The organism is Pseudomonas synxantha, from assembly GCF_900105675.1.
Classification (GTDB): domain Bacteria; phylum Pseudomonadota; class Gammaproteobacteria; order Pseudomonadales; family Pseudomonadaceae; genus Aquipseudomonas; species Aquipseudomonas synxantha.
On sequence record NZ_LT629786.1, the window covers coordinates 923,918 to 948,284 of the forward strand.

Sequence of the window (24,367 nt, forward strand, 5' to 3'; positions counted from 1 at the left end):
TCTCCTTCTTTATTGTTCTGGTTCTTTCTCCTGCACCGTGCCGGCGGTGACCACCTGCACACTCAAGCGCGGTGTCGCCAGGTCGAGCCCGGCTTCATCCAGGTGGCGCTTGAGCGACAGGTTGAACGCCCGCGACACTTCCCACTGCTTGATCGGTGCGGTCTTGAAGCGTGCGCGCAGGATCGCACTGCCGGACTCGAAGCTTTCCACACCCTGGATCTCCAGCGGCGACCAGATATTACGGCGTTGCAGCGGGTCGTTGCGCATGGCATGCCCGACATCGCGCATCAGCTTGATCGCATCGTCGATTTCCATGTTGTAGGGGATCGCCACCCGGAAAATCGCGTAGCCGAACTCCCGGGAGTAGTTCTTGATGCTCTTGATTTCGCTGAACGGGATGGTGTGCACGATGCCGTCGATATCGCGCAGGCGCACGGTGCGGATGGTCAGGCCTTCCACCGTGCCGAGGTGGCCGCCGACGTCTACGTAGTCGTCGATTGCCAGGGAGTCCTCGATGATGATGAACAAGCCGGTGATCAAGTCGGCTACCAGCGACTGCGCACCAAAGCCGATGGCGATACCGATCACGCCCGCACCGGCCAGCAGTGGCGTGACGTTCATGCCCATGTTCGCCAGGGCCACGATGGCGGCGATGATGAAGATGGTCACGAACAGCACGTTGCGGATCAGCGGCATCATGGTTTGCGCACGCGCGTTGGCCAGGCCTTTGCGTGAGCGGGTCAGGGCGTGGTGGATCGCGGTGTCGCTGAGGATCCAGATCAGCCAGGCAAACAGCAAGGTGCCACCGAGGCCGAACAGCTTCACGGCTATTTCATGGCCGTCACCTTCGGTAAAGCGAATCATCGACAGGCCCCACACCCGCAGCCCCAACTCGATAAACACCAGCCACACCACCAGGTGCACCAGGGTGTAGACAAAGCCTTTGAGGCGCTCGGAGTACAGCGCATGGCGCTTGTGCCCGCGTTGCGGCTTGAGGGCGTGGCGGCGCACCAAGCCGTTGATCACCATGCACAACACCAGCAGCACCGTGCACAGCAGCGACTGGCGCAGGGCGGTGCTGGTGTCGCCGGCCGACAGGAAGGTGGCGAACAGTGAGATCCCCACCAACAGCAAGGCTGGGATGTACCAGAAGGTGCCGATGATCGACAGGGTATCGGTGAGGGCGCGGCGGGTCAGGCGGCGCGACAGCGGCTGGTTGCGGATCAGGTGCGCGATCGGCCGGCGGAAACGCAGGATAAATACGCCCGTGGACAGCGCCGCCATCACATTGGCCACAGTCGCGGCAGTGTGGGCCAGGTGTTGGCCGAGCGCCTCGACCAGGCGCGGGTCGCTCAGGGCTTCACCGAAGGCGGCAAAACTGCCGATCCACCACAACGGGCGGAACGCCTGATGGCGCAGGATATACAGGGCGCGGTGGCGGTGTGGGCCGTCGAGCACGGAGAAGGCAATCACGCAGATCGCCGAGAAACAGGTACCGATCACCAAGGCATAGGCCAGCACCATCGCCAGGGATTTACCCAGGGATGACGGCAGGGCGTAGCTGAGGTAAACCGTGATGACCAGGGCGATCAGCCAGGGCCCGAGCTTGCGCAGGGCAAAGCGCAGCATGTCCCAGGTCCGCGGGTGTTGCGGCAACTCCTCGGGCAAGCCGAAGCGCTCGCGTACCCGGTGGCTGAGCCAGATCAACGCGGCGGCCAGCAGACTCCACACCGCCAGGATCACGGCAAAGCCGAAGATGATCGGCAGCCACTCGTTGGCCGGCAGCATCAGTGCACCCAGTTCATCCTTGGCCAGGTCGACTTCATTCGACCAGCGCCCCAGCGGGCTGTCGGCGCCGGAAAACTGCTGCTCAAAGCCCGACAGCGTGCTGCCGATCAACCCGAGCACGCCTTGTTCGGCGGCGGGCTGGGCCTTTTGCGTGGCGGCACGCAGTTTCTTCAGGTCGCTCAGCAATTGGGTGCGCTGCTGGTCGTTCTCCAGGGTCTTGATCACCTCGTCCAGCGACTGCCCCAGTGGCACTTCGGCCTGGGGTTGGGGCTTGCTGGAGCTGCCCAGCATGCCGGGCAAGCCTACGGCTTGGGCGGACGTCAGCGGCAGCAGTGTGAGCAGGGCGATCAGCAGGTAGCAGGGCAGGGCAAACAAACGGGAGAACACGAGGCGGTCAACCTTGAAAACGACGAATTGACCGAGTGTACGAGGCCGCTATGCCCAATGCGAGCGCATTTATCATTCCGCCAGTTTGGCGAGAATCTTGTACACCACGGTACCCAGGATCAACAGCATGCCGATCCACATGCCGAACACGCCGAGGGGCTTGTCGCGAAAGTTGAAACCGACCGCGAGCATGATCATGCCGATCACGATGGGAATCAGCATGGCGTGGAAGGAGGACATTGAGATCATGGGAGCAATAGCCTTGTCACAGTGGAAGTTTTGACAAGTCTAGGCGTGATTGCAGGAAGTGCAGGTGATGCAAGTCAGTTTGGCAGTACACAGAACCCAATGTGGGAGGGGGCTTGCTCCCGATGGCGGAGCGTCAGTCACTGAATCTATTGGCTGACCCACTGCTATCGGGAGCAAGCCCCCTCCCACATTCGATCACATTTCGCCCATCAAATCAGGGCAGGTCGCGGCTCGCATAAAACGCACCCAGCACCTTCACCAGATGCGCCAGGTCATGGCTGCCGCACAGTTCACGAATGGAGTGCATGGCAAAGGTCGGCAAGCCGATATCCACGGTACGCACGCCCAGGTGGCTGGCGGTAATAGGCCCAATTGTCGAGCCGCAACCCATGTCGCTGCGGACTACAAAACTCTGCACCGGCACTTCCTCGGCCATGCACAAGTGGCGGAAGAACCCGGCGGTTTCGCTGTTGGTGGCGTAGCGCTGGTTGCTGTTGACCTTGATCACCGGGCCGGCGTTGAGTTTCGGGCCGTGGTTGGCGTCATGCTTCTCGGCGTAGTTGGGGTGCACGCCGTGGGCATTGTCGGCCGATACCAGCAGGGACTTCTGAATGGTGCGTACGAACTCATCACCTTCGGGCAGCAGGCGGCGCAGGGTCTGTTCCAGCATCGGGCCATCGGCGCCGCAGGCCGAGCAGGAGCCGACTTCTTCGTGGTCGTTGCACACCAGCACGCAGGTTTCGTCGGTCTCGCTGGTCAGCAAGGCTTGCAGGCCGGCGTAGCACGACAGCAGGTTGTCCAGGCGCGCACCGGCGATGAAGTCGCCATTGAGGCCGATGACCGCGGCACTTTGGGTGTCGTAGAAACTCAGCTCGTAGTCGAGCACCACATCAGCGTTCAACCCGTGCTCGCGGGCCAACTGCTCGGTGAGAACGGCACGGAAGTCCACGCGTTCGTCGCCTGCAAATTGCGCGAGGATCGGCGGCAGCTCGGTCTGGGCATTGATCGCCCAGCCTTGGTTGGCTTCACGGTTGAGGTGAATGGCCAGGTTGGGAATGATCGCGATGGGCAGTTTGAAGTCGATCAGCTGGCTTTCGACCTTGCCGTCACGGCGGAAGGTGACGCGGCCGGCCAGGGACAGGTCGCGGTCGAACCACGGTGCCAGCAGCGCGCCGCCATAGACTTCCACCCCTAACTGCCAGAAACCCTGGCGTTGCAGCTCAGGCTGGGGCTTGACCCGCAGGCATGGGCTGTCGGTGTGGGCGCCGACCAGGCGGATACCGCCCTGCAGCGGCGAGTGACGGCCGAGCTTGAAGGCGATGATCGAGGAATCGTTGCGGGTCACGTAATAGCGACCGTTGGCCTCGGTCGCCCAGGTGTCGCGCTCGTCGAGACGCTGGTAACCGGCCGCTTCCAGGCGCTGGGCGAGGGCGGCAGTGGCATGAAAAGGAGTAGGGGAGGCCTTGAGGAAGTCGATCAGGCCTTGATTCAACGCTTCGCGCATAAATAGCTCCAGACAGCAATGCGCGGAGTTTACCGTTCGATGGCCAGAAGTGCACAGAACAAATGTGGGAGGGGGCTTGCTCCCGATTGCGGTGTGTCAGTGAGCAAATACAGTGACTGACACTCCGCCATCGGGAGCAAGCCCCCTCCCACAGTTTTGATTGTATTGCCAATTCTAGAACGGGGCAGGGCACTCAAAGCGCAGCCGCTCGCCGCTTTGCGGATGGGTGAAGCTCAACATGCTTGCATGCAGGCACAGCCGCGGCCAGGCAGCCAACGCTTGTTCATGGGCATACAAGCCATCACCCAGCAACGGATGCCCGATGGACAGCATATGCACACGCAACTGATGCGAACGCCCAGTGATCGGCGTCAGTTCCACGCGGCACCAGTCGCCACAACGCTCCAGCACTTTCCAGAAGGTCAGGGCGTGCTTGCCGAACTCGTGGTCCACCACATGCCGTGGCTTGGTCGGCGGGTCGTAGCGCAGGGGCAGGTCGATGCTGCCGCTGTCCAGTTCCGGCTGGCCCCATGCCAGGGCGGTGTAGGCTTTTTCTGTTTCGCGGTCGTGAAACTGGCGGGACAGTTCGCGGTGGGTGTCGGCGTCGCGGGCCAGCAGGATGATCCCCGAGGTTTCCCAGTCAAGCCGATGGACGATACGGGCTTCGGGGTAACCGTTTTCCTGCAGGCGGGTAATCAGGCAATCCTTGTTGTCGTCGGCGCGACCCGGCACCGAGAGCAGCAGGGTCGGCTTGTTCACCACCAGGACGGCATCGTCCTGATGCAGGATATGGATATTGGACAGCGGCATTAAACAGCCTCGTAACAAACGCCAACGGCCGCTCGACCACCTGGCTCCCGAAGAGGGATCAAGGTGACCGAGCCGCCGTAGCGACCGCCCTTTCGATCAACGATCGGGCAGGGTGATATTGAGTTCCAGAATCGAGCAACTGCCGTCATTTTCCAGGGCGACATGCACGTCATCGTTACCGATATTGACGTACTTGCGGATCACCTCCACCAGTTCCTTCTGCAAGGCTGGCAGGTAGTCCGGCGTGCTGCGTTGGCCGCGTTCGTGCGCCACGATGATCTGTAGACGCTCTTTCGCTACCGACGCGGTACTTGGCTTTTTGTTGGCGCGAAAGAAGTCGAGAAATTTCATTGTTTAGTTGCCTCCAAAGATACGCTCGAAGAATCCCTTCTTCTTGACATCGAGGAAGCGGTGTTCCACGGTCTTGCCCAGCAAGCGATCCACGGCATCGCTGTACGCCTGGCCGGCGTCGCTCTGGTCGTCGAGGATCACTGGCACGCCCTGGTTGGATGCCTTGAGCACGGCCTGGGATTCCGGGATCACGCCCAGCAGGGTCACGGCGAGGATTTCCTTCACGTCTTCAACGCCGAGCATTTCGCCATTGCTGACGCGCTCAGGGTTGTAGCGGGTGAGCAGCAGGTGTTCCTTGATCGGGTCCTGGCCTTCTTCGGCGCGCTTGGACTTGCTGGCCAACAGGCCGAGCATGCGGTCCGAGTCACGTACCGAGGAGACTTCCGGGTTGGTCACCACGATGGCTTCATCGGCGAAGTACATCGCCAGGTGAGCACCGGTCTCGATACCGGCCGGGGAATCGCATACCACGTATTCGAAAGTTTCTTTCAGCTCGGCGAGGACCTTGCCCACGCCCTCCTTGGTCAGCGCATCCTTGTCACGGGTCTGGCTGGCGGCCAGCACGTACAGGTTTTCAAGGCGCTTATCCTTGATCAGGGCCTGTTGCAGGTTGGCTTCGCCGTTGACTACGTTGACGAAGTCGTACACCACGCGGCGTTCGCAGCCCATGATCAGGTCGAGGTTACGCAAACCGACGTCGAAGTCGACGATGACTGTCTTGTGGCCGCGCAGAGCGAGGCCGGTACCGATAGCGGCGCTGGTGGTGGTCTTACCCACACCACCCTTGCCGGATGTAACCACGAGAATCTTGGCCAAGGTGTTTCACCCCTAAGGAAAAAGGACTTTTCAGTCCCTGAAAAACATCTCTTGGAACTCGCTGCAGGCGGACAGCCTTTGTAGGAAAAAGATGCAGTTTCCGCAGGGAAACACCAACTTCCAAATATTCCTACACAAGTCTTGCCGGTTTCGCTTTGCTATCAGAGTCTAGAGATGCTTGGAAAATGCGGCAGTATCCGTTAAAGACGAATGATGTTCAACACATCGCCCGACAGGTTGACCTGCACCGAAGCCCCCCACAGCGGATCACGGCGCAAATCTTCTGAAACCTTGTACTGGCCTGCGATGGACACTAGCTCAGCGGTCAACTGCTGGCAAAAAATCCGGGCCTTGGTATCACCCTTGATGCCGGCGAGGGCGCGTCCGCGCATCGGGCCGTATACATGGATGTTGCCATCGGCAAGAAGTTCCGCCCCCGGGCTGACCGAGGAGATCACCACGAGGTCGCCACCCTGGGCGTAAATCTGCTGCCCGCCGCGTACGGGCGAGGTGATGATCTTTGTTGGCTTGATCGCAGGCTCGGGCGGTTTTTCCGGTTTTTTCTTCTCTTCACCGACCAATGGTTCGAGCGGACGCTCACGGGCGCCGGACGGTGGCAGTACTGGCAGTTCAATGGCGATGGCTGCGGCAATGTCTTCGATACGGCTGGCGCGAATCGCCAGGGTACGCAAGCCATGGGAGCGGCATACGCGCATCAGCCCGGGCAAATCAATCGCCCCTTGGCCGGCCGGGAGCTTGTCCAGGGCCAGCACCAGCGGGGCATTGTTGAAAAAGTTCGGCGCCAGGGCGACCTTGGCGGCCAGTTGGCGGTCCAGGGCATCGAGGTCGTTGCGGGCCAGTTCCAGCACGGTAATGGCGAGCATGCTGCCTTTCAGCTGGAACACGGGATCTTGGTCTAGCGGTTCGGTTTGGCTCATGGTCGGCGAAAGCGGCTTGTCACGAAAAGTGTCGAGACTTATAACGAGAACACTCACCCGCCGCAAGCCGAGTCGAACCGTTGTAGAATGCGCGGCCCTTGTCTTTACCGGAATCTGTAATGGATCGCCCGCGTTTTCGAGCTGTATTTCTTCACCCGCGTTTTTGGCTGCTGTGGCTGGGGCTCGGCCTGCTGTGGCTGGTCACCCAGTTACCGTACCGGGCGCTGTTGACCATTGGTCGCCTGCTGGGCGCGGGCATGTACCGCGTGGCCGGCGATCGCCGCCGTATCGCGGCGCGCAACCTTGAGCTGTGCTTCCCGGAAAAGTCCGCCAAGGAACGCAAACGCCTGCTCAAGGAAAATTTCGCCTCCACCGGCATCGCCTTCTTTGAGATGGCCATGAGCTGGTGGTGGCCCAAGCCGCGCCTGGCGCGCCTGGCCCATGTCGAAGGGCTGGAGCACCTCAAGCAGGCGCAGTTGGAAGGCAAGGGCGTGATCCTCATGGCCTTGCACTTCACCACCCTGGAAATCGGCGCGGCGCTGCTCGGGCAGAAACACACCATCGATGGCATGTACCGCGAGCACGGCAATCCGCTGTTCGACTTTATCCAGCGCCGTGGCCGCGAACGCCACAACCTCGATTCCCTGGCCGTGGAGCGCGACGACGTGCGCGGCATGCTCAAGCTGCTGCGCGCCGGCCGCGCCATCTGGTACGCACCGGATCAGGACTACGGCGCCAAACAAAGCATCTTCGTGCCGCTGTTCGGCATCCAGGCCGCCACTGTCACCGCTACCAGCAAGTTCGCACGCCTGGGCAAGGCGCTGGTTGTGCCGTTCACCCAGGAACGCCTGGCCGATGGCAGCGGTTACCGCTTGGTGATCCATCCGCCGTTGACCGACTTCCCCGGCGAAACCGACGAAGTCGACTGCCTGCGCATCAACCAATGGGTCGAAGCCTCGGTACGCGAATGCCCCGAGCAATACCTGTGGACCCACCGCCGCTTCAAGAGCCGACCGGCGGGTGAACCCAAGCTGTACGAAAAACGCCGCCGATAAGCGCTGGCTTTTCCCACATGGAGTGACGCAATGCGCCCAGTTGAACCGGTCACAGGCTTGATTCTTTCTGGCGGCGGGGCGCGAGCGGCGTATCAGGTGGGAGTATTGGCGGCGATTGCCGAGCTGCTGCCGCCAGGGGCGCCGAATCCTTTTCCGGTGATTGTCGGCACGTCGGCCGGTGCGATCAATGCGGTGAGCCTGGCCAGCGGGGCCACCGATTTCCGTGCGGCTATCCAACGATTGACGGCGTTCTGGCAGGGCTTTCGCAGTCACCAAGTGCTGCGCAGCGACTGGCCGGGGGTGATACGCCAGGCCAGTCGTTTCCTCATCCACAGCCTGTTGGGCCTGGGCGCACAGGTACCAGTGGCACTGCTCAACAGCTCGCCGCTGCGCGAATTATTGCAAGAACGCCTGAACCTGGACGGCATCGACGAAGCCATTCGCTGCAAGCATTTGCAGGCGGTGGCGGTCACGGCCTTCGGTTATGAATCCGGGCAAGCGGTGACCTTCTATCAGGGCGGCGGCACCATCGATGCCTGGTTGCGCCATCGCCGGATCGGCGTGCCCACCCAACTGACGGTGGAGCACCTGCTGGCGAGTTCGGCGATTCCGCTGTTGTTTGCGCCGGTCAAGCTTGATCAGGAGTACTTCGGTGATGGCGCGGTGCGCCAGTCGGCGCCGATCAGCCCGGCCCTGCACCTGGGCGCCAGCCGCGTATTGGTGGTCGGCGTGAGCGGCAACCCACGGGGCAATGAACCTTCGATGCAACGCACCTACACCGGCCAGCAGCCGACGCTGGCGCAGATTGGCGGGCATATGCTCAACAGCACCTTCATCGACAGCCTGGAAAGCGATATCGAACTGCTGGAGCGCTTGAACCAGTTCAGCCGCGTCGTGCCTGCTGATGCAGCGGTACAGGGCCTGGCGCCGGTGGAAGTGCTGGTGATTGCGCCCAGCCAGCCGATCGATGAGATCGCTGCGCGGCATCGCCAGGAATTGCCGGCGGCGTTGCGTTTGTTCTTGCGTGGGCCGGGGGCGACCAAGACCAGTGGCGCGGGGGTATTAAGTTACTTGCTGTTCGAGGCGGGGTATTGCAGCGAATTGATCGAGTTGGGGCGCAAGGATGCGCTGGCCAAGCGCGAAGAAATCACTCGGTTCCTCGGCCTGACGCCGAACTGAAAATGTGGGAGGGGGCTTGCTCCCGATGGCGGCGATTCAGTCACAGATACTTTGAATGACACACCGCTATCGGGAGCAAGCCCCCTCCCACATTTTGTCCAGCAGTGTTTATTAGAAGTGGTACTTGACCAGGAAGCTCGCCGTGTCCTGGGTAGTCTTGAAGGCACCGCTGTCTTCGATCCCGTACTTGTTCTTCCAGTAGTCGTATTCAAAACCCACATACAACTGCTTGTCGCCCCAATGCAGCGCCTTGCCCAGGTCGTATTTGACCTGCGGGTTGAAGTGCAGGTTGGCGTGATAAGTGCCACGGGCGTTCTTGTCGTTATCCACCACCCAGTCCATGAAACCGTCGATCAACACATCGGAGTTGCCCACGGGAATGGTGTAGGACCACACCGGGGTGATCTGCCAGACACCATCACCCGGGCGGTTGCCTTCGGTCTGGCGCTGGTAGAAGTTCAACTGGAAGTAGTCGAAGCCAGGAATGTTCAAGTCGATGGCAGGACCGAGCAGGTAGGATTCGTTATCGCCTTCGCCGAACTCGTAGGTGAAGGCCAGCAACACATCCTTGATCGGGCCGAACGACAGGTCCTTGTCGAAAATCTTGCCGAATGACAACCGTGGGCTGAACTCGCCGTAGTAAGTATTGGGGCCGACGTTGCCGTCTTCCTTGCCGTTGTAAAAGATACGGTCCAGGAAGAAGAAGTTGTCGCCATACTTCCAGGAGTCAGCATGTTCGAAGGTGACGGTTTGTTGGATCTGCGGGTTGACGGTAAAGCTCTTGCCCCACAGGTAAGTCAGGCTGTTGTTCTGCCACTGCAACAAGTCGCCGGCTCCGGCTTGGCCAGCGGCCAGCAGGGATCCTGCCAGCATCAGGCCCTTGAACATAGGTTTCATTCGGTTGCTCCCGAGTTAAAGTTTTTTATGGTTTTCTAATCTGGCGCTCTGATGTGGCGCCTTTGGATTCGCTGAAAAAATCATCTGTTTGGTCAGCTTTTATGCTTACAGCAAAAGCCGCGCCAAGGCGGTTAAAAACCGTCGATTCAAGCGGGCGCGGAGAATACTGGCTCCCACGGCCGGGCTCAAGTGCGCCGTTACAGCGCACGCAGGACGGCCATGGAGCATGCTTCAGGTGTGGACGTGCTCAACGGCAACGCGCTCAGCGCCGCCTAGGATGTTGAACAGTATGTTCAGCGACAACGCGCTGAGGGTGGCCATAGCGATGCCACTATGGGTAATCGGACTCATCCATAGCGGCAATTGCGCGAAGAACTCCGGGCGTACCACGGGGATCAGGCCCATGCCGATGCTTACCGCTACCAGCAACTGGTTACGGCGATCAGCAATGTCGGCTTCCTGCAGGATCTTGATCCCGGTCGCCCCCACCATGCCGAACATGGCAATCGCCGCGCCACCGAGTACCGCCGGCGGGATCGACGCCACCAGGTAAGCGGCTTTGGGCAGCAGGCTCAGCACAATCAAGAAAGCGCCTGCCATGATGGTGACCGAGCGGCAGCGCACGCCGGTCATCTGTACCAGGCCGATATTCTGCGCGAAGGAGGAGTGGGTAAAGGTGTTGAAGAAACCGGCAAAGAACGACGCGCCGGCATCACACAGCAAGCCGCGACGCAGCATCTTCGGTGTGACCTCCTGATCGGTGATCTTGCCCAGGGCGAGGAACATGCCGGTGGACTCGACAAAGATGATCACCACCACCAGGCACATCGACAGGATCGGCGCCAACTCGAACCTGGGCATGCCGAAGTGCAGCGGCGTTACCACCTGCACCCACGGTGCCAGGGCCAGGCCGCTGAGGTCGACCATGCCGAGCAGGCCGCACAAGCCGTAGCCCAGCGCCATGCCGATCAACACCGAGATGTTGACCCAGAAGCCGCGCATGAAGCGATTGATCAGCAGGATGGTGGCCAGTACCAGGGCGGCAATCGCCAGGTAGACCGGTGAGCCGAATGTGGCGGCGGCACTGCCACCCCCGGCCCAGTTCACGGCCACGGGAAACAGCGAAAGGCCGATGGCGGTAATCACGGTGCCGGTCACCAACGGCGGGAAAAAGCGCACGACCTTGGACATGAACGGCGCGATGAGCATGCCGAAGAACCCGGCGGCGATGGTCGCGCCGAAGATGCCCTGCAAGCCGATACCGGGCATGCCGGCCATGGCGACCATGCTGCCGACGGCGGCAAAACTGGCGCCCATCATCACCGGCATGCGGATGCCCACCGGGCCGATACCGAACGATTGCACCATGGTGGCGATCCCGGCCACCAGCAGGTCGGCGTTGATCAGGAAGGCGATTTCTTCACGGCTCAAGCCCGCGGCCTGGCCAATGATCAGGGGCACGGCGACGGCGCCGCCGTACATCAGCAAGACGTGTTGCAGGCCAACCAGAATCAGTTGCAAGAGGGGCAGCCGCACCATGGCGGGCGCGGCAGGAATCTGCGGTTCGACTAACTCGGTCATGCAACACCTCGGATCTTTTTATTTTTGTGTTGTTTGCAAAGCAATTTTCAAAACACAGCAGAACCCCTGTGGGAGGGGGCTTGCTCCCGATAGCGGTGTTTCAGTCACTGATGCTTTGAATGACACACCGCAATCGGGAGCAAGCCCCCTCCCACATTGATCCTGTGTGAACCTGTCAGTTGGTGCGGGCTCCTTGGTTGATCCAAGTGCCGATCAGGTCTCTTTCCTGCTGGGTCATCTGGGTGATGTTGCCCAACGGCATGATCTGGCTGGCGACGGCCTGCGCTTGAATGCGTGCCGCCTGCTGCTGGATCTGTGCCGGCGTGTCGAACATCACCCCAGCCGGCGCGGTGCTGAACAACGGGCTGGTCGGCTTGGCCGAATGGCACACAGTGCAGCGTTGCTCGATCACGTGGTGCACCTGGCCGAAGTCGGTGGTGGCCTGGGCCGGTGCCGGTTCAGCGGCAGGCGCGGCAGGCGCTGCGGGCTTCAAACCCCCGCCCAATGCCGTTTCCGGCAGTGGCTGGTATTCAATCGCCGCAGGCGCCTTGGCCACTTCCGGAGCCGGCTTGGGCCCGGTCACATACGCCAGGCTGATCATCGCCAACGCGCCCACCGGCAAGGTCCACGCGTACTTCTGGCTGTTGTGCCGGGTGTTGAAGTAGTGCCGTACCAACACTGCCGCCACCGCGATCCCGGCCAGGATCAGCCAGTTGTATTGGCTGCCATAGGTGCTCGGGAAGTGGTTGCTGATCATGATGAACAGCACCGGCAAGGTGAAGTAGTTGTTGTGCCGCGAACGCAGCAGGCCCTTGGCCGGCAGCGCTGGATCCGGCGTGCGGTTCTCGGCGATGGCCGCCACCAGTGCGCGTTGCGCCGGCATGATGATGCGGAATACGTTACCTACCATGATCGTGCCGATCACCGCGCCCACGTGCAGGTAGGCACCGCGGCCGCTGAACACCTTGCTGAAGCCGTAGGCCGCCGCAATCAACAGCACGAACAGGATCAAGCCGAGCAGGGCAGGGCGCTTGCCCAGGGCCGAGTCGCAGAGGAAGGAGTAGATGAACCAGCCGGCGAACAACGAGCCGATGCCCAGCAACACGCCTTCGGTGCCGCTGAGGCTGCTGCCGGGGGCGAGCAGGTACAGCGTCGGGTTCCAGTAGAACACCACGCACAGCAGCGCGACGCCCGACATCCAGGTGAAGTAGGCTTCCCATTTGAACCAGTGCAGGTTGTCCGGCATGGTCGGCGGGGCCAGTTTGTATTTTTCCAGGTGGTAGATACCGCCACCGTGGATCGCCCACAAGTCACCGGCCAGGCCGCTCTTGGGGTTGACGCGATTGAGGTTGTTTTCCAGCCAGACAAAGTAGAACGAAGCGCCGATCCAGGCGACGCCAGTGATCATGTGAACCCAGCGCACGCTCAGGTTCAGCCATTCCATCAAATGTGCTTCCACAGTCTTTACCTCTCGCCTGTCACCCTGTTGTCGGGTGATCCGGCCTTCTCTTATTGGTGGGGGGCGAGGATCAACCGCTCATCCTCTTTGAAAAAATGCTCATCGCAGTTATTGCCTGTGCCACTGCGATCAACCACCAGGAAGTCATCCCGCTTTTCGATCGTCAGCACCGGGTGGTGCCAGACGCCGCGATGGTAATTGATGCCCTGCCTGCCGTTGGTGACGAAGGCGCGGACCAAGCCTGATACAGGTGCATCGCCAAGTGGCGCGACCACGATCAGAAAGGGGTTGCCGAGCAGCGGAATAAAAGCCTGGCTGCCCAGCGGGTGTCTTTCCAGCATGCATACGGTCAGCGGCATGTCCTGCGCATCGGCGCGGAAGATGCTGATGATGGCGTGGTCTTCAGGTTGTGCTGTTTCGACCGTAGCCAACTTGTGAAAGCGCATGGTCGACCCGTTGTTGATCATGAAGTGATCGCTGCCGTCGGTTTCGATAACGTCTCCGAAAGGGGCGAAGGCTTCTTTGGTCAGGGGTTCGATCATCAGTGTGCGCATGGCTGTCTTCTTAAGTTTCCAAATTTGATGTTGTCTGGTCTACCGCTATCGCGGGCAAGCCCGGCTCCCACATTTGACCGCGTACCCCTGTGGGAGCCGGGCTTGCCCGCGATTGGGTTCACCCTTATTTCGCTACCTTGCCCAAGACGCGCAGGCGACTCACACCGCCATCCGGGAACACATTCAAGCGGATATGGGTGATCGGCCCCAGCGCCTTGATCTGCTCGGCGAAGGTGTGTTCGGCGTGCATTTCCAGTTTCTGCGCCGGCAGCAGCTCGCGCCAGAACAGCGATTGGGTTTCGATCTGGCTGTCAGTGCCGCCCTTCACGAACGCGCCCTGGATCGAGCAGGTGTCCGGGTAGTTGCCCTTGAAGTGCAGGGTGTCGACGACGATCTTCTCGATCTCGCCCGGGTGACCCAACGCGACGATCACCCAGTCATTGCCAGGTGTACGACGGCGTGCGGTTTCCCAGCCGTCGCCCATGTTGATGCCACGGCCCGGGTTGAGGATGTTGCTCATGCGCCCGAAGTGTTCGTCAGAGCAGGCCAGGGCACGCCCGCCATTGAGCGCGGCAGCCAGGTCGACCTGTTCGTTGTCGCCCACCGAAGACCAGTCGCGGAACGGCACGCCATACACGCGCAGACGGGCTACGCCGCCATCCGGGTAGATGTTGAAGCGCAGGTGGCTGAACGCCTGGTCGTTGTTGATTTCGTGGTAGTGGTGGCTGTTACCTTGCAGCTCTACCGCCGACAGCACTTCCACCCACTGGGTGTTGGCATCCGGCTCGCCCGAGGCCAGGAAGCAGGCCTCCAGGGACGCCGATGGCGGGTAGTTGCCGGTGAAGAATGAAGTGTCGATGTCCACGCCCTTGATCGAGCCGGGCACGCCCAGGCGGATCACTGCGCTGTCGTAGCCTTCGAAGCGCTTGCGGCGTGATTCCCAGCCGTCCATCCACTTGCCGTTGTCATCGAAAACGCCCTCCTTCCACACGGCCGGGGTCGGCTGGAACAGGCGGTTGGCGTCGGCGAACCAGTCATCGGTCACCGAGATGATCTTGGTGCCCAGGCGGGCGTCGGCCAGGTTGACGAACTTCTCGAAAGGTACGGCGTAAGCTTTCATTCTTCTTGTCTGCCTTAGATAGAGTGGCTGGGGATGGTCGTTTAGAGGGTCAGTAAACGGAACAACGCGATCTTGTTGATCTCGTCCAGCGCGCACTTGAACTCGGTGTCTGTCGAGTTGTGTATGCGCGTTTCGAACGCGGCGAGGATCTGGTGCCGGTTGCTGCCTTTTACCGCCATGATGAAGGGAAACTTGAACTTGGCCTTGTAGGCGTCGTTCAGCTCGGTGAAGCGAGAAAACTCTTCGGCCGTGCATTGGTGAATCCCCGCGCCAGCTTGCTCATCGGTGCTGGCTTGGGTCAGTTGGCCCTGGACGGCGGCTTTACCGGCCAGGTCCGGGTGAGCGTTGATCAATGCCAACTGGCGGGTGTGATCAGCACTCAACAGGATATCGCTCATGCGCTGGTGCAGGGTTTCGATCTGGTCGATCGAAGCATCCTGGCCCAGCTCGAAGGCCTTTTCGGCCACCCATGGCGAGTGTTCGTAGATATCGGCAAAGGCCTGGACGAAAGCTTCGCGGCTCAAGGTCGAAGGTTTCAAGGTCTGGAATGCAGTCATTTCGCCGCTCCCGTGCAGGGGTGGGTTTGCTGCCAATGGCGGGCAATGTCGACACGCCGGGTGAACCACACCTGTTCGTGGCTCTTGGCGTATTCGATAAAACGCTTCAAGGAGGCCAGGCGGGCAGGGCGACCGATCAGGCGGCAATGCAAGCCGATGGACAGCATCTTCGGTGCCTCGGCGCCTTCGGCATACAGCACGTCAAACGCGTCTTTGAGGTACTCGAAAAAATCATCGCCCTTGTTGAAACCCTGCACCTGGGTAAAGCGCATATCGTTGGTGTCCAGGGTGTACGGGATCACCAGGTGCGGCTTGCCGGTGGGGTTGTTGGGTTCCCAGTAGGGCAGGTCGTCGTCGTAGGTGTCGCAATCATAGAGGAAGCCGCCTTCCTCCATCACCAGCCGCCGGGTGTTGGGGCCGGTGCGCCCGGTGTACCAACCCAGTGGGCGCTCGCCGGTCAGCTCGGTGAGGATGCGGATCGCTTCGAGCATATGCTCGCGTTCCTGGGCCTCGTCCATGTACTGGTAGTCGATCCAGCGATAGCCATGGCTGCAGATTTCGTGACCGGCATCGACCATCGCACGGATCACATCCGGGTGGCGTTGGGCGGCCATGGCCACGGCGAAGATGGTCAGCGGGATATCGAATTGCTTGAACAGCTTGAGGATGCGCCACACGCCGGCACGACTGCCGTATTCGTACAACGACTCCATGCTCATGTTGCGCTCGCCTTGCAGCGGCTGGGCCGAGACCATTTCCGAGAGGAAGGCTTCGGATTCTTTGTCGCCATGCAGGATATTGCGCTCGCCGCCTTCTTCGTAGTTGAGTACGAACGATAGCGCGATGCGTGCCTTGCCCGGCCAATGGGGGTGAGGAGGGTTACTGCCGTAACCGATCAGGTCGCGTGGGTAGTCAGCGCTCACTGCAGTCTTCCTTCTTGTTCGTCGAGGTGGCGATGAGTGATTGTATACAACTTATTCGCCACTTTGTAAGTGTGCATTTCTGCATTTTTTCTGAACGGTCGGTTTACAAGGGTTGCAAGAAACCTGCCTGACTGGTCAATTTAAACAAAATAACTCCGCTGTCTGCGTAGGTGCATAGAACTGTAGGAGCGAGCTTGCTTGGGAAAAGCTTTAAGTCACCGCGTTTCTCCTGAAGACCCGCGGTATCGTTGGCGTTTTTCGCTAGCAAGCTCGCTCCTACTGGGAGCAGGTCAAGAGACGCGATGAGTAGGTTGAATTTATTGTGTACAATTTTAGTGGAAAGTGTCTTAATCGCTCATCGCCGACTTTTTCACTGCCCTGAAAAAGTGCGGGTTTCTCTTCTACTGACTTCAGGAGGCGCGTAAACGCCATGGGACGTTTGACCACACACGTTTTGGACGCTGCGCACGGCTGCCCCGGCAGCGCGATCAAGGTCGAGCTGTACCGCGTCGAAGGCGCGCAGCTGGAACTGGTTGCCAGCGCCCTGACCAACAGCGACGGCCGTTGCGACGCGCCGCTGCTGCAAGGTGACGACTACCGCAGCGGTGTCTACCAGTTGCAATTCAGTGCCGGCGACTATTACCGCGCCCGTGGTGTGCAATTGCCCCAGCCCGCGTTTCTCGATGTGGTGGTGCTGCGCTTCGGCATCAGCGCCGAACAGGATCATTACCATGTGCCCCTGCTGATTTCGCCTTACAGCTACTCCACCTACCGCGGTAGCTAAGTCGTCGCCGCGCTTGCCCCCAAATGCTCTTCGTTGGTTTCGCCCGCGCACACTGCGGGCTTTTTTTTGCCCGCGGCTTGTGCGCCGCACGCCCAACTATGTAACGCACCCTGGGGGGGCGGGGTGCCTAGGCTCGGCTTTTTCTGTACGGGATAGCCCACCATGAGCACTGACACCACCTCCACCTGGGCCGATAAGCTCGACTTCGACGACCCGCACACTTCACCCGCAGACCGTGAGGAGGCGATGCGTACGTTGCTGACCCGTCGGCTCAACGCGGTCGCGCAACCCAGCCTGGAAATCAATCGGCTCCACGAAGCACAGGCCAGCGCCAGCGAAGCGGCCAAGACCCTCAGTGGCTTGCTCGGGCGCGCGCCCAGAGTACTGGGCATCATGCGCAGCGCGCTGCAGGAGGCGTTTGGCCTGGACCCGGACACCGTGCTGTTCACCGAACCGCGGCCACCGGCCCCGCCCCAGAAGGTCGACAGCCTGACCGAACGCGCACTGGCCTTGCTGATCCAGCCCCACGTGCCAATCAATATCAACCACTTCACCGCGCTGACTATCAAGGGCGATCCGGCCCGTACCTTGCCCTATACGGCCTGGGATGCGCTGGTGCGGGTCAAGGGGTTGGCCTTGCTTGGGCGCATCGAACAGGCGACCCGTGAGTACTGGCAACAGCTGGCCCATGGTTCGTGGTTGACCCGTCGCAGGCGCTGGGCGCAATTGCGTACGTCAATGTTCGCAGCCAATGCGTTGCTGGCCCATCGCGTATACCAACTGTCCGACAGCGGCTTTGACATGCTGCGCAAATTGCTCGAAATACCCGACGCTGACCAGCGCCAGCGGGCCGGCGGCGAATGGGCGAATGTGCACGTGTGCAGGGTCATGTGGCCCGGCACCAACCAGCGCAGCGTGCCGGTTCCAGGGGCCTTGCATATCTATCGCGAGGGCGGTGAGGGGGATTCGCCACACGTGGTGTATCTGCCCGGCCTGTTTCGCCAGTTCTACGAGTTCGGTTCCTGGCACCAATTGGTGTGCGACCTGCCAATACTGGTCAATGGCCCGCTGAGTCGCGTGTTGTGGCAGTGCCTGCCGTTGCGGCGCTGGCATGAACTGTGTGAGGCGCCTGGCGTTACCCCTACGCCGTTCATCCCTCAGCGTGGGAGCCTGTTGCGTGACGACGCGCTGTTCGCCAGCGCCAGCGAGGTGCTGGACGGGCAATGGGATAACGAACTGGCGTGCGCCTTGTCGATCAACCACGCCGCGGTGGGCCTTCAGGGCGCGAACGCGTCCGCGGCTCCCGATGTGTGGCGCTTGCTCAAATTCATCGAGAAAGGGCGTCGGCGCCTGGTCGCCTTCCCGCGCTTGGGACATACCCTGCAGATTTTGCTGGAGTGGGATCGGCAGCGCCGCAGCGGCGAGATCGTGGCGGGGCACCTGGCGCCGGAACTTGCGTTGAAAACCCGCCAGGCGCAGCTCAAACGTTATGAAAAAGCCTTGATGGGCTTGCTCGATGCGACGGATGTGGGCAAGGACAGCGTGGCCTACGAGGATTTCCTCAGCCTTGAACGCCAATGGCAGGCCCAGGTAGCGGCGGCGCGCAAGTGGGCCCAGGGGCCGCTGGCCCGTGTGTTCGAAAAACAGCATTGGCAGGAGCAACCCGAGGGTTCGCGCAATCGTGCTTCCTTGCTGGGCGCGGCACAGCTGCAGGCTCTGCTGTACGAGGCGCAGATGCAGCAGCGCTTGAATCTGATCAGCGATGTGCACCTGGCGCATCTGGAAGCGGCGCTGAGTGAAGCCTGGCAGCCTGGGCAACAGGCCACGGATACCTGCGTGCTGCAAGTCGCGGTAGGCGGCGATGCCGCTACCTTGTACCCGCTGCTCGGCGCGGTGCTGGTGACCGGCAACGCGGCCCAGGCCGACCCCGGCGCCTCGTACCCGGTGCTGCTATATGTGGCCGGCCAGTACGGAGGGCTGGTAGCGTTTGACTCCCTGAATGCTTTTGCCGAGGCGCTTGACGCCAGCCTGAAAAGCCGCGATGGCTCTATGCTGTGGCGCTGTATCGGGCGGCACCAGCGGGAACAAGTGCGCACGGCGATCAGCGCGTTGCCCACGGAGGCCTCCCTGGTGGTGAGCTATGAAATGATCAAGCGTGCCTTGCTCAAGGACCTGTTCATCAAGCATCTGCAACATCACGTCGCGATGAACAAGCTGATTGATCAGGGAGAGCGGCTGTTCAGCGAGGTGAGTGACCGGCAGTTGAGCCGCCTGTTATTGGCCCAGGAATTGTTCGACGGCCTGCAGGTGCCGGCCAATGATGCACGAACCCTGGCCTTGGCCAACCTCAACCTGCTGCAGTCGGCAGCCATCCAGGCGAGCAAGCTGCCCGCCTGGATGGCCACGGCAACCCGCGCCCAACGCCAGCACTACAAGGGTCTGTGTCGCCGCTACCTGGCCAATGCCTGGGCGGTTGAACACAAACTGTGGCTGGAGTTGCCCGACCTGGAATCCTATGCCCGCCAGGCACTGATCGCCCGTTTGAGCCAAGACGGTTTGTACCCGCAATTGGATATCGATAAACCCCTGCTCGATATGCCCGATGATGTGAATTCCCAAATGTGTAGCTGGTCAAGCCAATGCGCGGTAGGGGACCGCAATGTAAAAATCACCGTCAGTCAGCAGCGCACCACCTTCAGCCTGCTGCAATTGGCGCTGCATAACCTTGATCCCAAGGCCCCCTGGACTCGCTGGCGCTTGAACCGTGCACGCTGGCTGGACTCGGCCTGGAAAGACCGACTGAGTGTGTCTTACCTGATCAAGACTCTTGCGTCCCTGGACGTGGGCGGGGAATACGACAAGCTGATCCAGCGTGCATTCTACCCGTCTGGATCGACCCAGGTGCCCGCCCCGGGCCTATCCCAGGCGTTGGTTTATCGGGCCTTACAGCAAAGGGCCCAGATGCAGGTGTACAGCGCCATTCGCCAAGGCTTGAGCGAACAGGCGCAACGTGTGTTCAGTCGCGTCATGGCGGCGCAGGTGGCGAGCGATCTGAAAGGTGATGGGCTGGATGTGCAATTGGGCTTGGTGCGTCTGGTGGGCCATACCCTGGAACATGACCGCCATATCGCCGGGATACTGGTCATGCAGGACAGCCTTTCCGGACTGTGCGTCGTGTACTGGCCCGCCGCTCTGGAAAGCCCACCCATCGCCGAGTACGCCAGCATGGCCCTGGCCGAGCAAGCCTTGAACAAGGTCGGTGCCTTGTCCTTGAACCTGAAAGCGTTGGCGCGCCAGGTGGCGCCCGGTTGGGAGGCCCAGGCCGTCGACAGCTATCCCGGGGAAGATCCGCAGGTGGAACCCCGCCGATTGTTTATACACCGGGTCTATGTACCGGCGGTTGCGCGTTTTGTCAGGCAGCTCGTCAGTTTTTTCACGGTGCGGCACAAGGTGCCAGCGGTAGACCAAGGCAGTGTCGAAGTACAAATCAGCGAGCAGATTGCGCTGGCGCCCGACGGTTGGCTGGCGACGGTGGCCACCTCCCAGGGCAACGCCAGGGCGCTGCTGGCCCACGCGCGGATGTTCGAGCTGCAACGCCGTGCCCAGGCCCAGTCCAATTCTTCCCTGGCATTAGAGGCGTATCGCGAGCAGCGCTTGGGCGAGCAGCACGCCGCGAGCATTCGTGGGCTGTTGTCATTCGTACCGGTGTTGGGCGTGGGTATCAGCTTGTATGAAATGCTGCTCGCGGCGCGGCGCTATCATTTCAGCGGCGATGCCCATGACGCCGTGGATGTAGCGTTCCTTACCCTGATGGCGTTTCTCGATGTGTTGTCGTCCTTTGGTCCTGCCCCCAAGGGCACGCGTGTTGCGCGGGCCTCCCTGTCGCATTTGCATCGTCACCATGGGTTCGCCAGTGGCGTACTCGCCGGCCTGAAAGTGTCGCCTGGCAAACCGCTCAGCCTGCTGAGCCATTTCAAATCCTTGAACAGTCTGGAGGGCGCCGTTGAGTTGAAGTGGCCGGAAGGCAAGGGGCGGTATGTGAAGAATGGCCAGCAGATGGTTACCGAGGGCCAAGAGGCCTACTCGGTGTATCAACGTAAGAATGAATCGGCGCTGCGCCTGAAAGTAACGCAGGGCGATGGACAAGATGAGTTGCTCTTGAACATCGACCAGCCCAGGGAATGGTTGCTGGGGGCCGATGCGCCGCAACCGGGACCCAGTTCGGGCGTGCTCAACCCGTGGCGCGGGCAGGCAGAGACGGTGCAGGACTGGCAACCACCGATTGTGCGTACTGCTACGCAAACCAGAATTGTGCAATCAAGCTCAACGGCTACCCATTGGCAAAATTGGCGCATCCCACCCGGGGAAGTGGGGCAAATATCGCGGTCTCCGTCTGCCGGGGTGTTTTACATTGATCCGGATGCCCGAGGTTTTCCCCACAATGTCATCCGAGTGGCACCTGCCAATACCCAACTGATGTATCCGGTGAGCAGCTATTACAGAATGCTCCCCGAGGGCAACCGGGCTCCGCTGCAGGGCATCCAGTTTATCCACAGGAACGAGCCGCTGGTTTCGTTGGCCCGCGCTGATATTGAGCGTTGGACGATTACGCAAACGCTTGAGCAGCCTGTTCCGGTAACCCATGTTCAAGCCAGTGAATGGCGGTTCCATGCCCCCCTGTTCGACAGGCCTTTGACGGACTATGTGGGCACGGCGTTCCCCACCATGACACCCCAAAGCCGGGAGTTCACCGTCGCAAGGTTGATTGAGTTATCAGGCCCAGAGCGCCCTGCAACGGCCACCCATCTGCTCAACCTGCGAGCGGCGATCGACGATTGGATACCCCAGCCCCCTGCGCGGCCTGGCCAGACGGATGACTTGCTGCGGATGTTGCGCCCTCACGACCTGGGCGAGGCGTACATACACATCGGTTTCGATGGTAAAGCGCCTGGTTTCACGCGCGTAGACTTCACTCCGCCTGTCCCTTTAGAGGCCAGGCTCCAGAGAGATAAGCACCTGGTTGCAGCTCGACAGGCTACGCAACGAGTGGCAATCCGCAGAGTACTCAATGATCAGGGTTTCACTGTACGGGAGCTCCCGGTAGGACGCGACGGGGCAGGTGTGATACCGGACTTGATCGCAACCCATCCCAATTCTCCAAACCGACTGTACTACGTGGCATATCAGTGGCTTGAGAAGGGGAGCATCAGGATGTTGAGCAAGTTCAAGGAGCGTTGGCTGCGCAAAAGTGCGACAGCAGACGCCGAGGTTAAACTTGCGCTGGAGGAAGGGCGCCTGGTTCCCATCATGTCCGGCATTCAATGGCCAGTCTTTGGACGGGTGCCTGCCAGTGTTTACTTCATCAAATTGACTACTGTCCCTTAAGCAGCGACGCCACACCGGCACCGCCGAACAGTGTGGCGCTCACCCGGTTGAACCAGCTTTGGCCCTTGCCGCTGCGCAGATACCGCGCGGCGCCATGGGCGCCCAGGCCGTAAGCCAGCTTGCACAGCAGGTCGAGCACGGCCCAGGTGGCAATCATGACCAGCAGCTGTGGAAAGAACGCTTGCTGACTGTTGAGAAATTGCGGCAGGAAGGCGGCAAAAAACAGGATGTCCTTGGGGTTGCTGGCACCCAACACAAAAGCCCGGCCAAACAGAGCGCCAAAGCGTGGCACTGCCGGCGCCTGCGGGGACTGCGCCACGTGGGCCGGTTGCCGCGCCTGCTGCCAGCTCTGCCAGGCAAGATAGAACAGGTACAGTGCGCCGACGATTTTCAACGCGCTGAACCACTGCTCCGACGCCAGCAACAGCGCGCCCAGGCCCAAGGCCGAGGCGCTCAGCAGGCAGATCGAGGCAAACACGCCGCCCAGAAACGCCGGGTATGAACGGCGCAGGCCGTAGTTGAGGCTGTTGCTGATCATCAGCAGCGACAGCGGGCCGGGGATCAGGATCACAATCAATGCAGCGCCGCTGAACAGCAGCCAGGTTTCCAGGGTCATTCACAGTCCTCCATTGGTGCAAAAGCCTCACCCGGAGGTGAGGCGATTTTTTCAGCTATTCCCGGCCTACAGGAAGATGAACTTGGCGATAAAGATCACGCACAGTACCCACAGGCTGACGGAAATCTCGCGGTACTTGCCGGTGCCAGCCTTGAGCGCCACATAAGTGATAAAGCCCAGGGCGATCCCATCGGCGACCGAGAACGTCAGCGGCATCATGATCGCGGTGACGATCGCCGGGATGCTGTCAGTGGCTTCATCCCAATTGATATGGGCCATGCTCGCCATCATCAGCATCGCGACGTAGATCAGCGCGCCGGCGGTGGCATAAGCTGGAATCATGCCAGCCAGCGGTGCGAAGAACATCGCCGCCACAAACAGCACGCCCACGGTCACCGCGGTCAAGCCGGTACGACCTCCTGCAGCAACACCCGCAGCACTTTCCACATAGCTGGTCACCGGCGGTACGCCGACCATGGCGCCAAACACGCTGGACGCACTGTCGGCTTTCAATGCGCGCGACAGGTTATCGATCTTGCCATCGGCATTCACCAGCCCGGCACGTTGGGCGACGCCCATCAGTGTACCGGCGGTATCAAACATGTGTACAAAAAGAAATGCAAATACCACGCTGATCATGCTGACATTGAATACACCTTTGATGTCCATCGCCATCCAGGTGGGTGCCAGGCTCGGTGGCGTGGAAAGAATGCCGTTGTAGTGCACCAGGCCCAGGCCCCAACCGGCCAGGGTCACGACGATGATGCTGATCAGGATCGCGCCGAATACCCGGTGGTAACTGAGAATGGCGATCAGCAGGAAACACACCGCCGCCAGCAGCGGTGCAGGTTCGTGCAGGGAGCCGAGCTTGATCAAGGTCGCTGGGCTGTCGACGATGATGCCCGCGGTTTTCAGACCGATCACCCCGAGGAACAAACCGACGCCTGCGCCCATGGCATGACGCAGACTCACCGGAATGCTATTAAGCAGCCATTCGCGCACCCGCGACAGTGTCAGGCCCATGAACAGCACGCCGGAAATGAACACCGCGCCCAGTGCGGTTTCCCAGGTGTAGCCCATAGTGCCGACGACGGTGTAGGTGAAAAACGCGTTCAAGCCCATCCCCGGCGCCAGGCCCACCGGCCAGTTGGCGTACAAGCCCATCAACAGGCAACCCAGGGCGGCGGCGATGCAAGTGGCGACAAATGCCGCGCCGTGATCTATACCCGCATCGGCCATGATGTTGGGGTTGACGAAGATGATGTAGGCCATGGTGATAAAGGTTGTGAGGCCGGCGATCAGCTCGGTCTTCACTGTGGTGCCATGCAAGCGCAGTTTGAACAGGCGTTCCAGCCAACCACCTTGCGGCGCGGCGAGGTCAAGCGTAGGGGCTTCGGTTTTGCGGCTATCCACA

20 protein-coding genes are annotated in these 24,367 nt (G+C 60.9%); 4 read left to right on the forward strand and 16 right to left on the reverse strand.

Going from position 1 to position 24,367, the window contains the following annotated elements; translation table 11 throughout:
• Positions 1 to 9: 9 nt before the first annotated feature.
• The 7 genes from BLU48_RS04390 to minC all read right to left on the reverse strand — a co-directional run bounded on the left by BLU48_RS04390 (position 10) and on the right by minC (position 6,843).
• The gene (locus BLU48_RS04390; protein ID WP_057022990.1) at positions 10 to 2,175 is read right to left on the reverse strand and encodes a mechanosensitive ion channel family protein; all 2,166 of its coding nucleotides are present in this window, start codon (positions 2,173 to 2,175) and stop codon (positions 10 to 12) included.
• 72 nt (positions 2,176 to 2,247) lie between these two features.
• Positions 2,248 to 2,424 carry a hypothetical protein gene (locus BLU48_RS31970; protein ID WP_164484829.1) on the reverse strand — a complete coding sequence of 59 codons (177 nt, stop codon included), beginning with the start codon at positions 2,422 to 2,424 and terminating at the stop codon, positions 2,248 to 2,250.
• A 214-nt stretch (positions 2,425 to 2,638) separates the two neighbouring features.
• Positions 2,639 to 3,928 (reverse strand): M18 family aminopeptidase, encoded by a 1,290-nt coding sequence (locus BLU48_RS04395; RefSeq protein WP_005789967.1) that lies wholly within the window; start codon positions 3,926 to 3,928, stop codon positions 2,639 to 2,641.
• 174 nt (positions 3,929 to 4,102) lie between these two features.
• Positions 4,103 to 4,738, reverse strand: coding sequence for an RluA family pseudouridine synthase (locus BLU48_RS04400; RefSeq protein WP_005789965.1), 636 nt, complete (start codon positions 4,736 to 4,738; stop codon positions 4,103 to 4,105).
• A 96-nt stretch (positions 4,739 to 4,834) separates the two neighbouring features.
• Complete coding sequence (gene minE / locus BLU48_RS04405) at positions 4,835 to 5,089, reverse strand: cell division topological specificity factor MinE (protein ID WP_003175252.1); 255 nt, start codon at positions 5,087 to 5,089, stop codon at positions 4,835 to 4,837.
• A 3-nt stretch (positions 5,090 to 5,092) separates the two neighbouring features.
• Positions 5,093 to 5,905 carry a septum site-determining protein MinD gene (gene minD, locus BLU48_RS04410; protein WP_003175251.1) on the reverse strand — a complete coding sequence of 271 codons (813 nt, stop codon included), beginning with the start codon at positions 5,903 to 5,905 and terminating at the stop codon, positions 5,093 to 5,095.
• Positions 5,906 to 6,105: 200 nt separating this feature from the next.
• Complete coding sequence (gene minC, locus BLU48_RS04415) at positions 6,106 to 6,843, reverse strand: septum site-determining protein MinC (protein WP_034117002.1); 738 nt, start codon at positions 6,841 to 6,843, stop codon at positions 6,106 to 6,108.
• 119 nt (positions 6,844 to 6,962) lie between these two features.
• Between minC and BLU48_RS04420 the strand changes: the two genes are divergently transcribed.
• Positions 6,963 to 7,898: a lipid A biosynthesis lauroyl acyltransferase gene (locus BLU48_RS04420; protein ID WP_057022989.1), complete on the forward strand. Its 936-nt coding sequence runs from the start codon at positions 6,963 to 6,965 to the stop codon at positions 7,896 to 7,898.
• A 30-nt stretch (positions 7,899 to 7,928) separates the two neighbouring features.
• Positions 7,929 to 9,077 (forward strand): patatin-like phospholipase family protein, encoded by a 1,149-nt coding sequence (locus BLU48_RS04425; RefSeq protein WP_057022988.1) that lies wholly within the window; start codon positions 7,929 to 7,931, stop codon positions 9,075 to 9,077.
• 111 nt (positions 9,078 to 9,188) lie between these two features.
• On the opposite strand, the gene BLU48_RS04430 is transcribed toward BLU48_RS04425, so the two are convergent.
• The 7 genes from BLU48_RS04430 to puuE all read right to left on the reverse strand — a co-directional run bounded on the left by BLU48_RS04430 (position 9,189) and on the right by puuE (position 16,168).
• Positions 9,189 to 9,974 (reverse strand): outer membrane protein OmpK, encoded by a 786-nt coding sequence (locus BLU48_RS04430; protein WP_057022987.1) that lies wholly within the window; start codon positions 9,972 to 9,974, stop codon positions 9,189 to 9,191.
• A gap of 231 nt (positions 9,975 to 10,205) precedes the next feature.
• Entirely contained in the window at positions 10,206 to 11,555 is a 1,350-nt protein-coding gene (locus BLU48_RS04435) for a nucleobase:cation symporter-2 family protein (RefSeq protein ID WP_057022986.1), read from the reverse strand.
• A gap of 175 nt (positions 11,556 to 11,730) precedes the next feature.
• Positions 11,731 to 13,014 carry a urate hydroxylase PuuD gene (locus BLU48_RS04440; protein WP_043049811.1) on the reverse strand — a complete coding sequence of 428 codons (1,284 nt, stop codon included), beginning with the start codon at positions 13,012 to 13,014 and terminating at the stop codon, positions 11,731 to 11,733.
• A 50-nt stretch (positions 13,015 to 13,064) separates the two neighbouring features.
• Positions 13,065 to 13,568 carry an ureidoglycolate lyase gene (locus BLU48_RS04445; protein WP_005789953.1) on the reverse strand — a complete coding sequence of 168 codons (504 nt, stop codon included), beginning with the start codon at positions 13,566 to 13,568 and terminating at the stop codon, positions 13,065 to 13,067.
• Between the two features lie 124 nt (positions 13,569 to 13,692).
• On the reverse strand, positions 13,693 to 14,688 hold the full coding sequence (gene alc, locus BLU48_RS04450) for an allantoicase (protein ID WP_057022985.1): 996 nt from the start codon (positions 14,686 to 14,688) through the stop codon (positions 13,693 to 13,695).
• Positions 14,689 to 14,729: 41 nt separating this feature from the next.
• A complete protein-coding gene (gene uraD, locus BLU48_RS04455) occupies positions 14,730 to 15,245 on the reverse strand; it encodes a 2-oxo-4-hydroxy-4-carboxy-5-ureidoimidazoline decarboxylase (protein ID WP_057022984.1) in 516 nt (171 codons plus the stop codon).
• Positions 15,242 to 16,168, reverse strand: a complete 927-nt coding sequence (puuE, locus tag BLU48_RS04460; RefSeq protein WP_057022983.1) for an allantoinase PuuE — start codon at positions 16,166 to 16,168, stop codon at positions 15,242 to 15,244. Before puuE ends, uraD begins: the two co-directional genes overlap by 4 nt.
• A gap of 430 nt (positions 16,169 to 16,598) precedes the next feature.
• Here puuE and uraH point away from each other — a divergent pair, with 430 nt between their 5' ends.
• Positions 16,599 to 16,952, forward strand: coding sequence for a hydroxyisourate hydrolase (gene uraH, locus BLU48_RS04465; RefSeq protein WP_038447273.1), 354 nt, complete (start codon positions 16,599 to 16,601; stop codon positions 16,950 to 16,952).
• A 162-nt stretch (positions 16,953 to 17,114) separates the two neighbouring features.
• A complete protein-coding gene (locus BLU48_RS04470) occupies positions 17,115 to 22,337 on the forward strand; it encodes a dermonecrotic toxin domain-containing protein (protein ID WP_057022982.1) in 5,223 nt (1,740 codons plus the stop codon).
• Here BLU48_RS04470 and BLU48_RS04475 read toward each other — a convergent pair.
• Positions 22,324 to 22,953, reverse strand: a complete 630-nt coding sequence (locus BLU48_RS04475) for a LysE family translocator (RefSeq protein ID WP_057022981.1) — start codon at positions 22,951 to 22,953, stop codon at positions 22,324 to 22,326. The two genes, BLU48_RS04470 and BLU48_RS04475, sit on opposite strands and share 14 nt — an antisense overlap.
• A gap of 66 nt (positions 22,954 to 23,019) precedes the next feature.
• Positions 23,020 to 24,366: an NCS2 family permease gene (locus tag BLU48_RS04480; RefSeq protein ID WP_057022980.1), complete on the reverse strand. Its 1,347-nt coding sequence runs from the start codon at positions 24,364 to 24,366 to the stop codon at positions 23,020 to 23,022.
• Position 24,367: the final 1 nt, after the last annotated feature.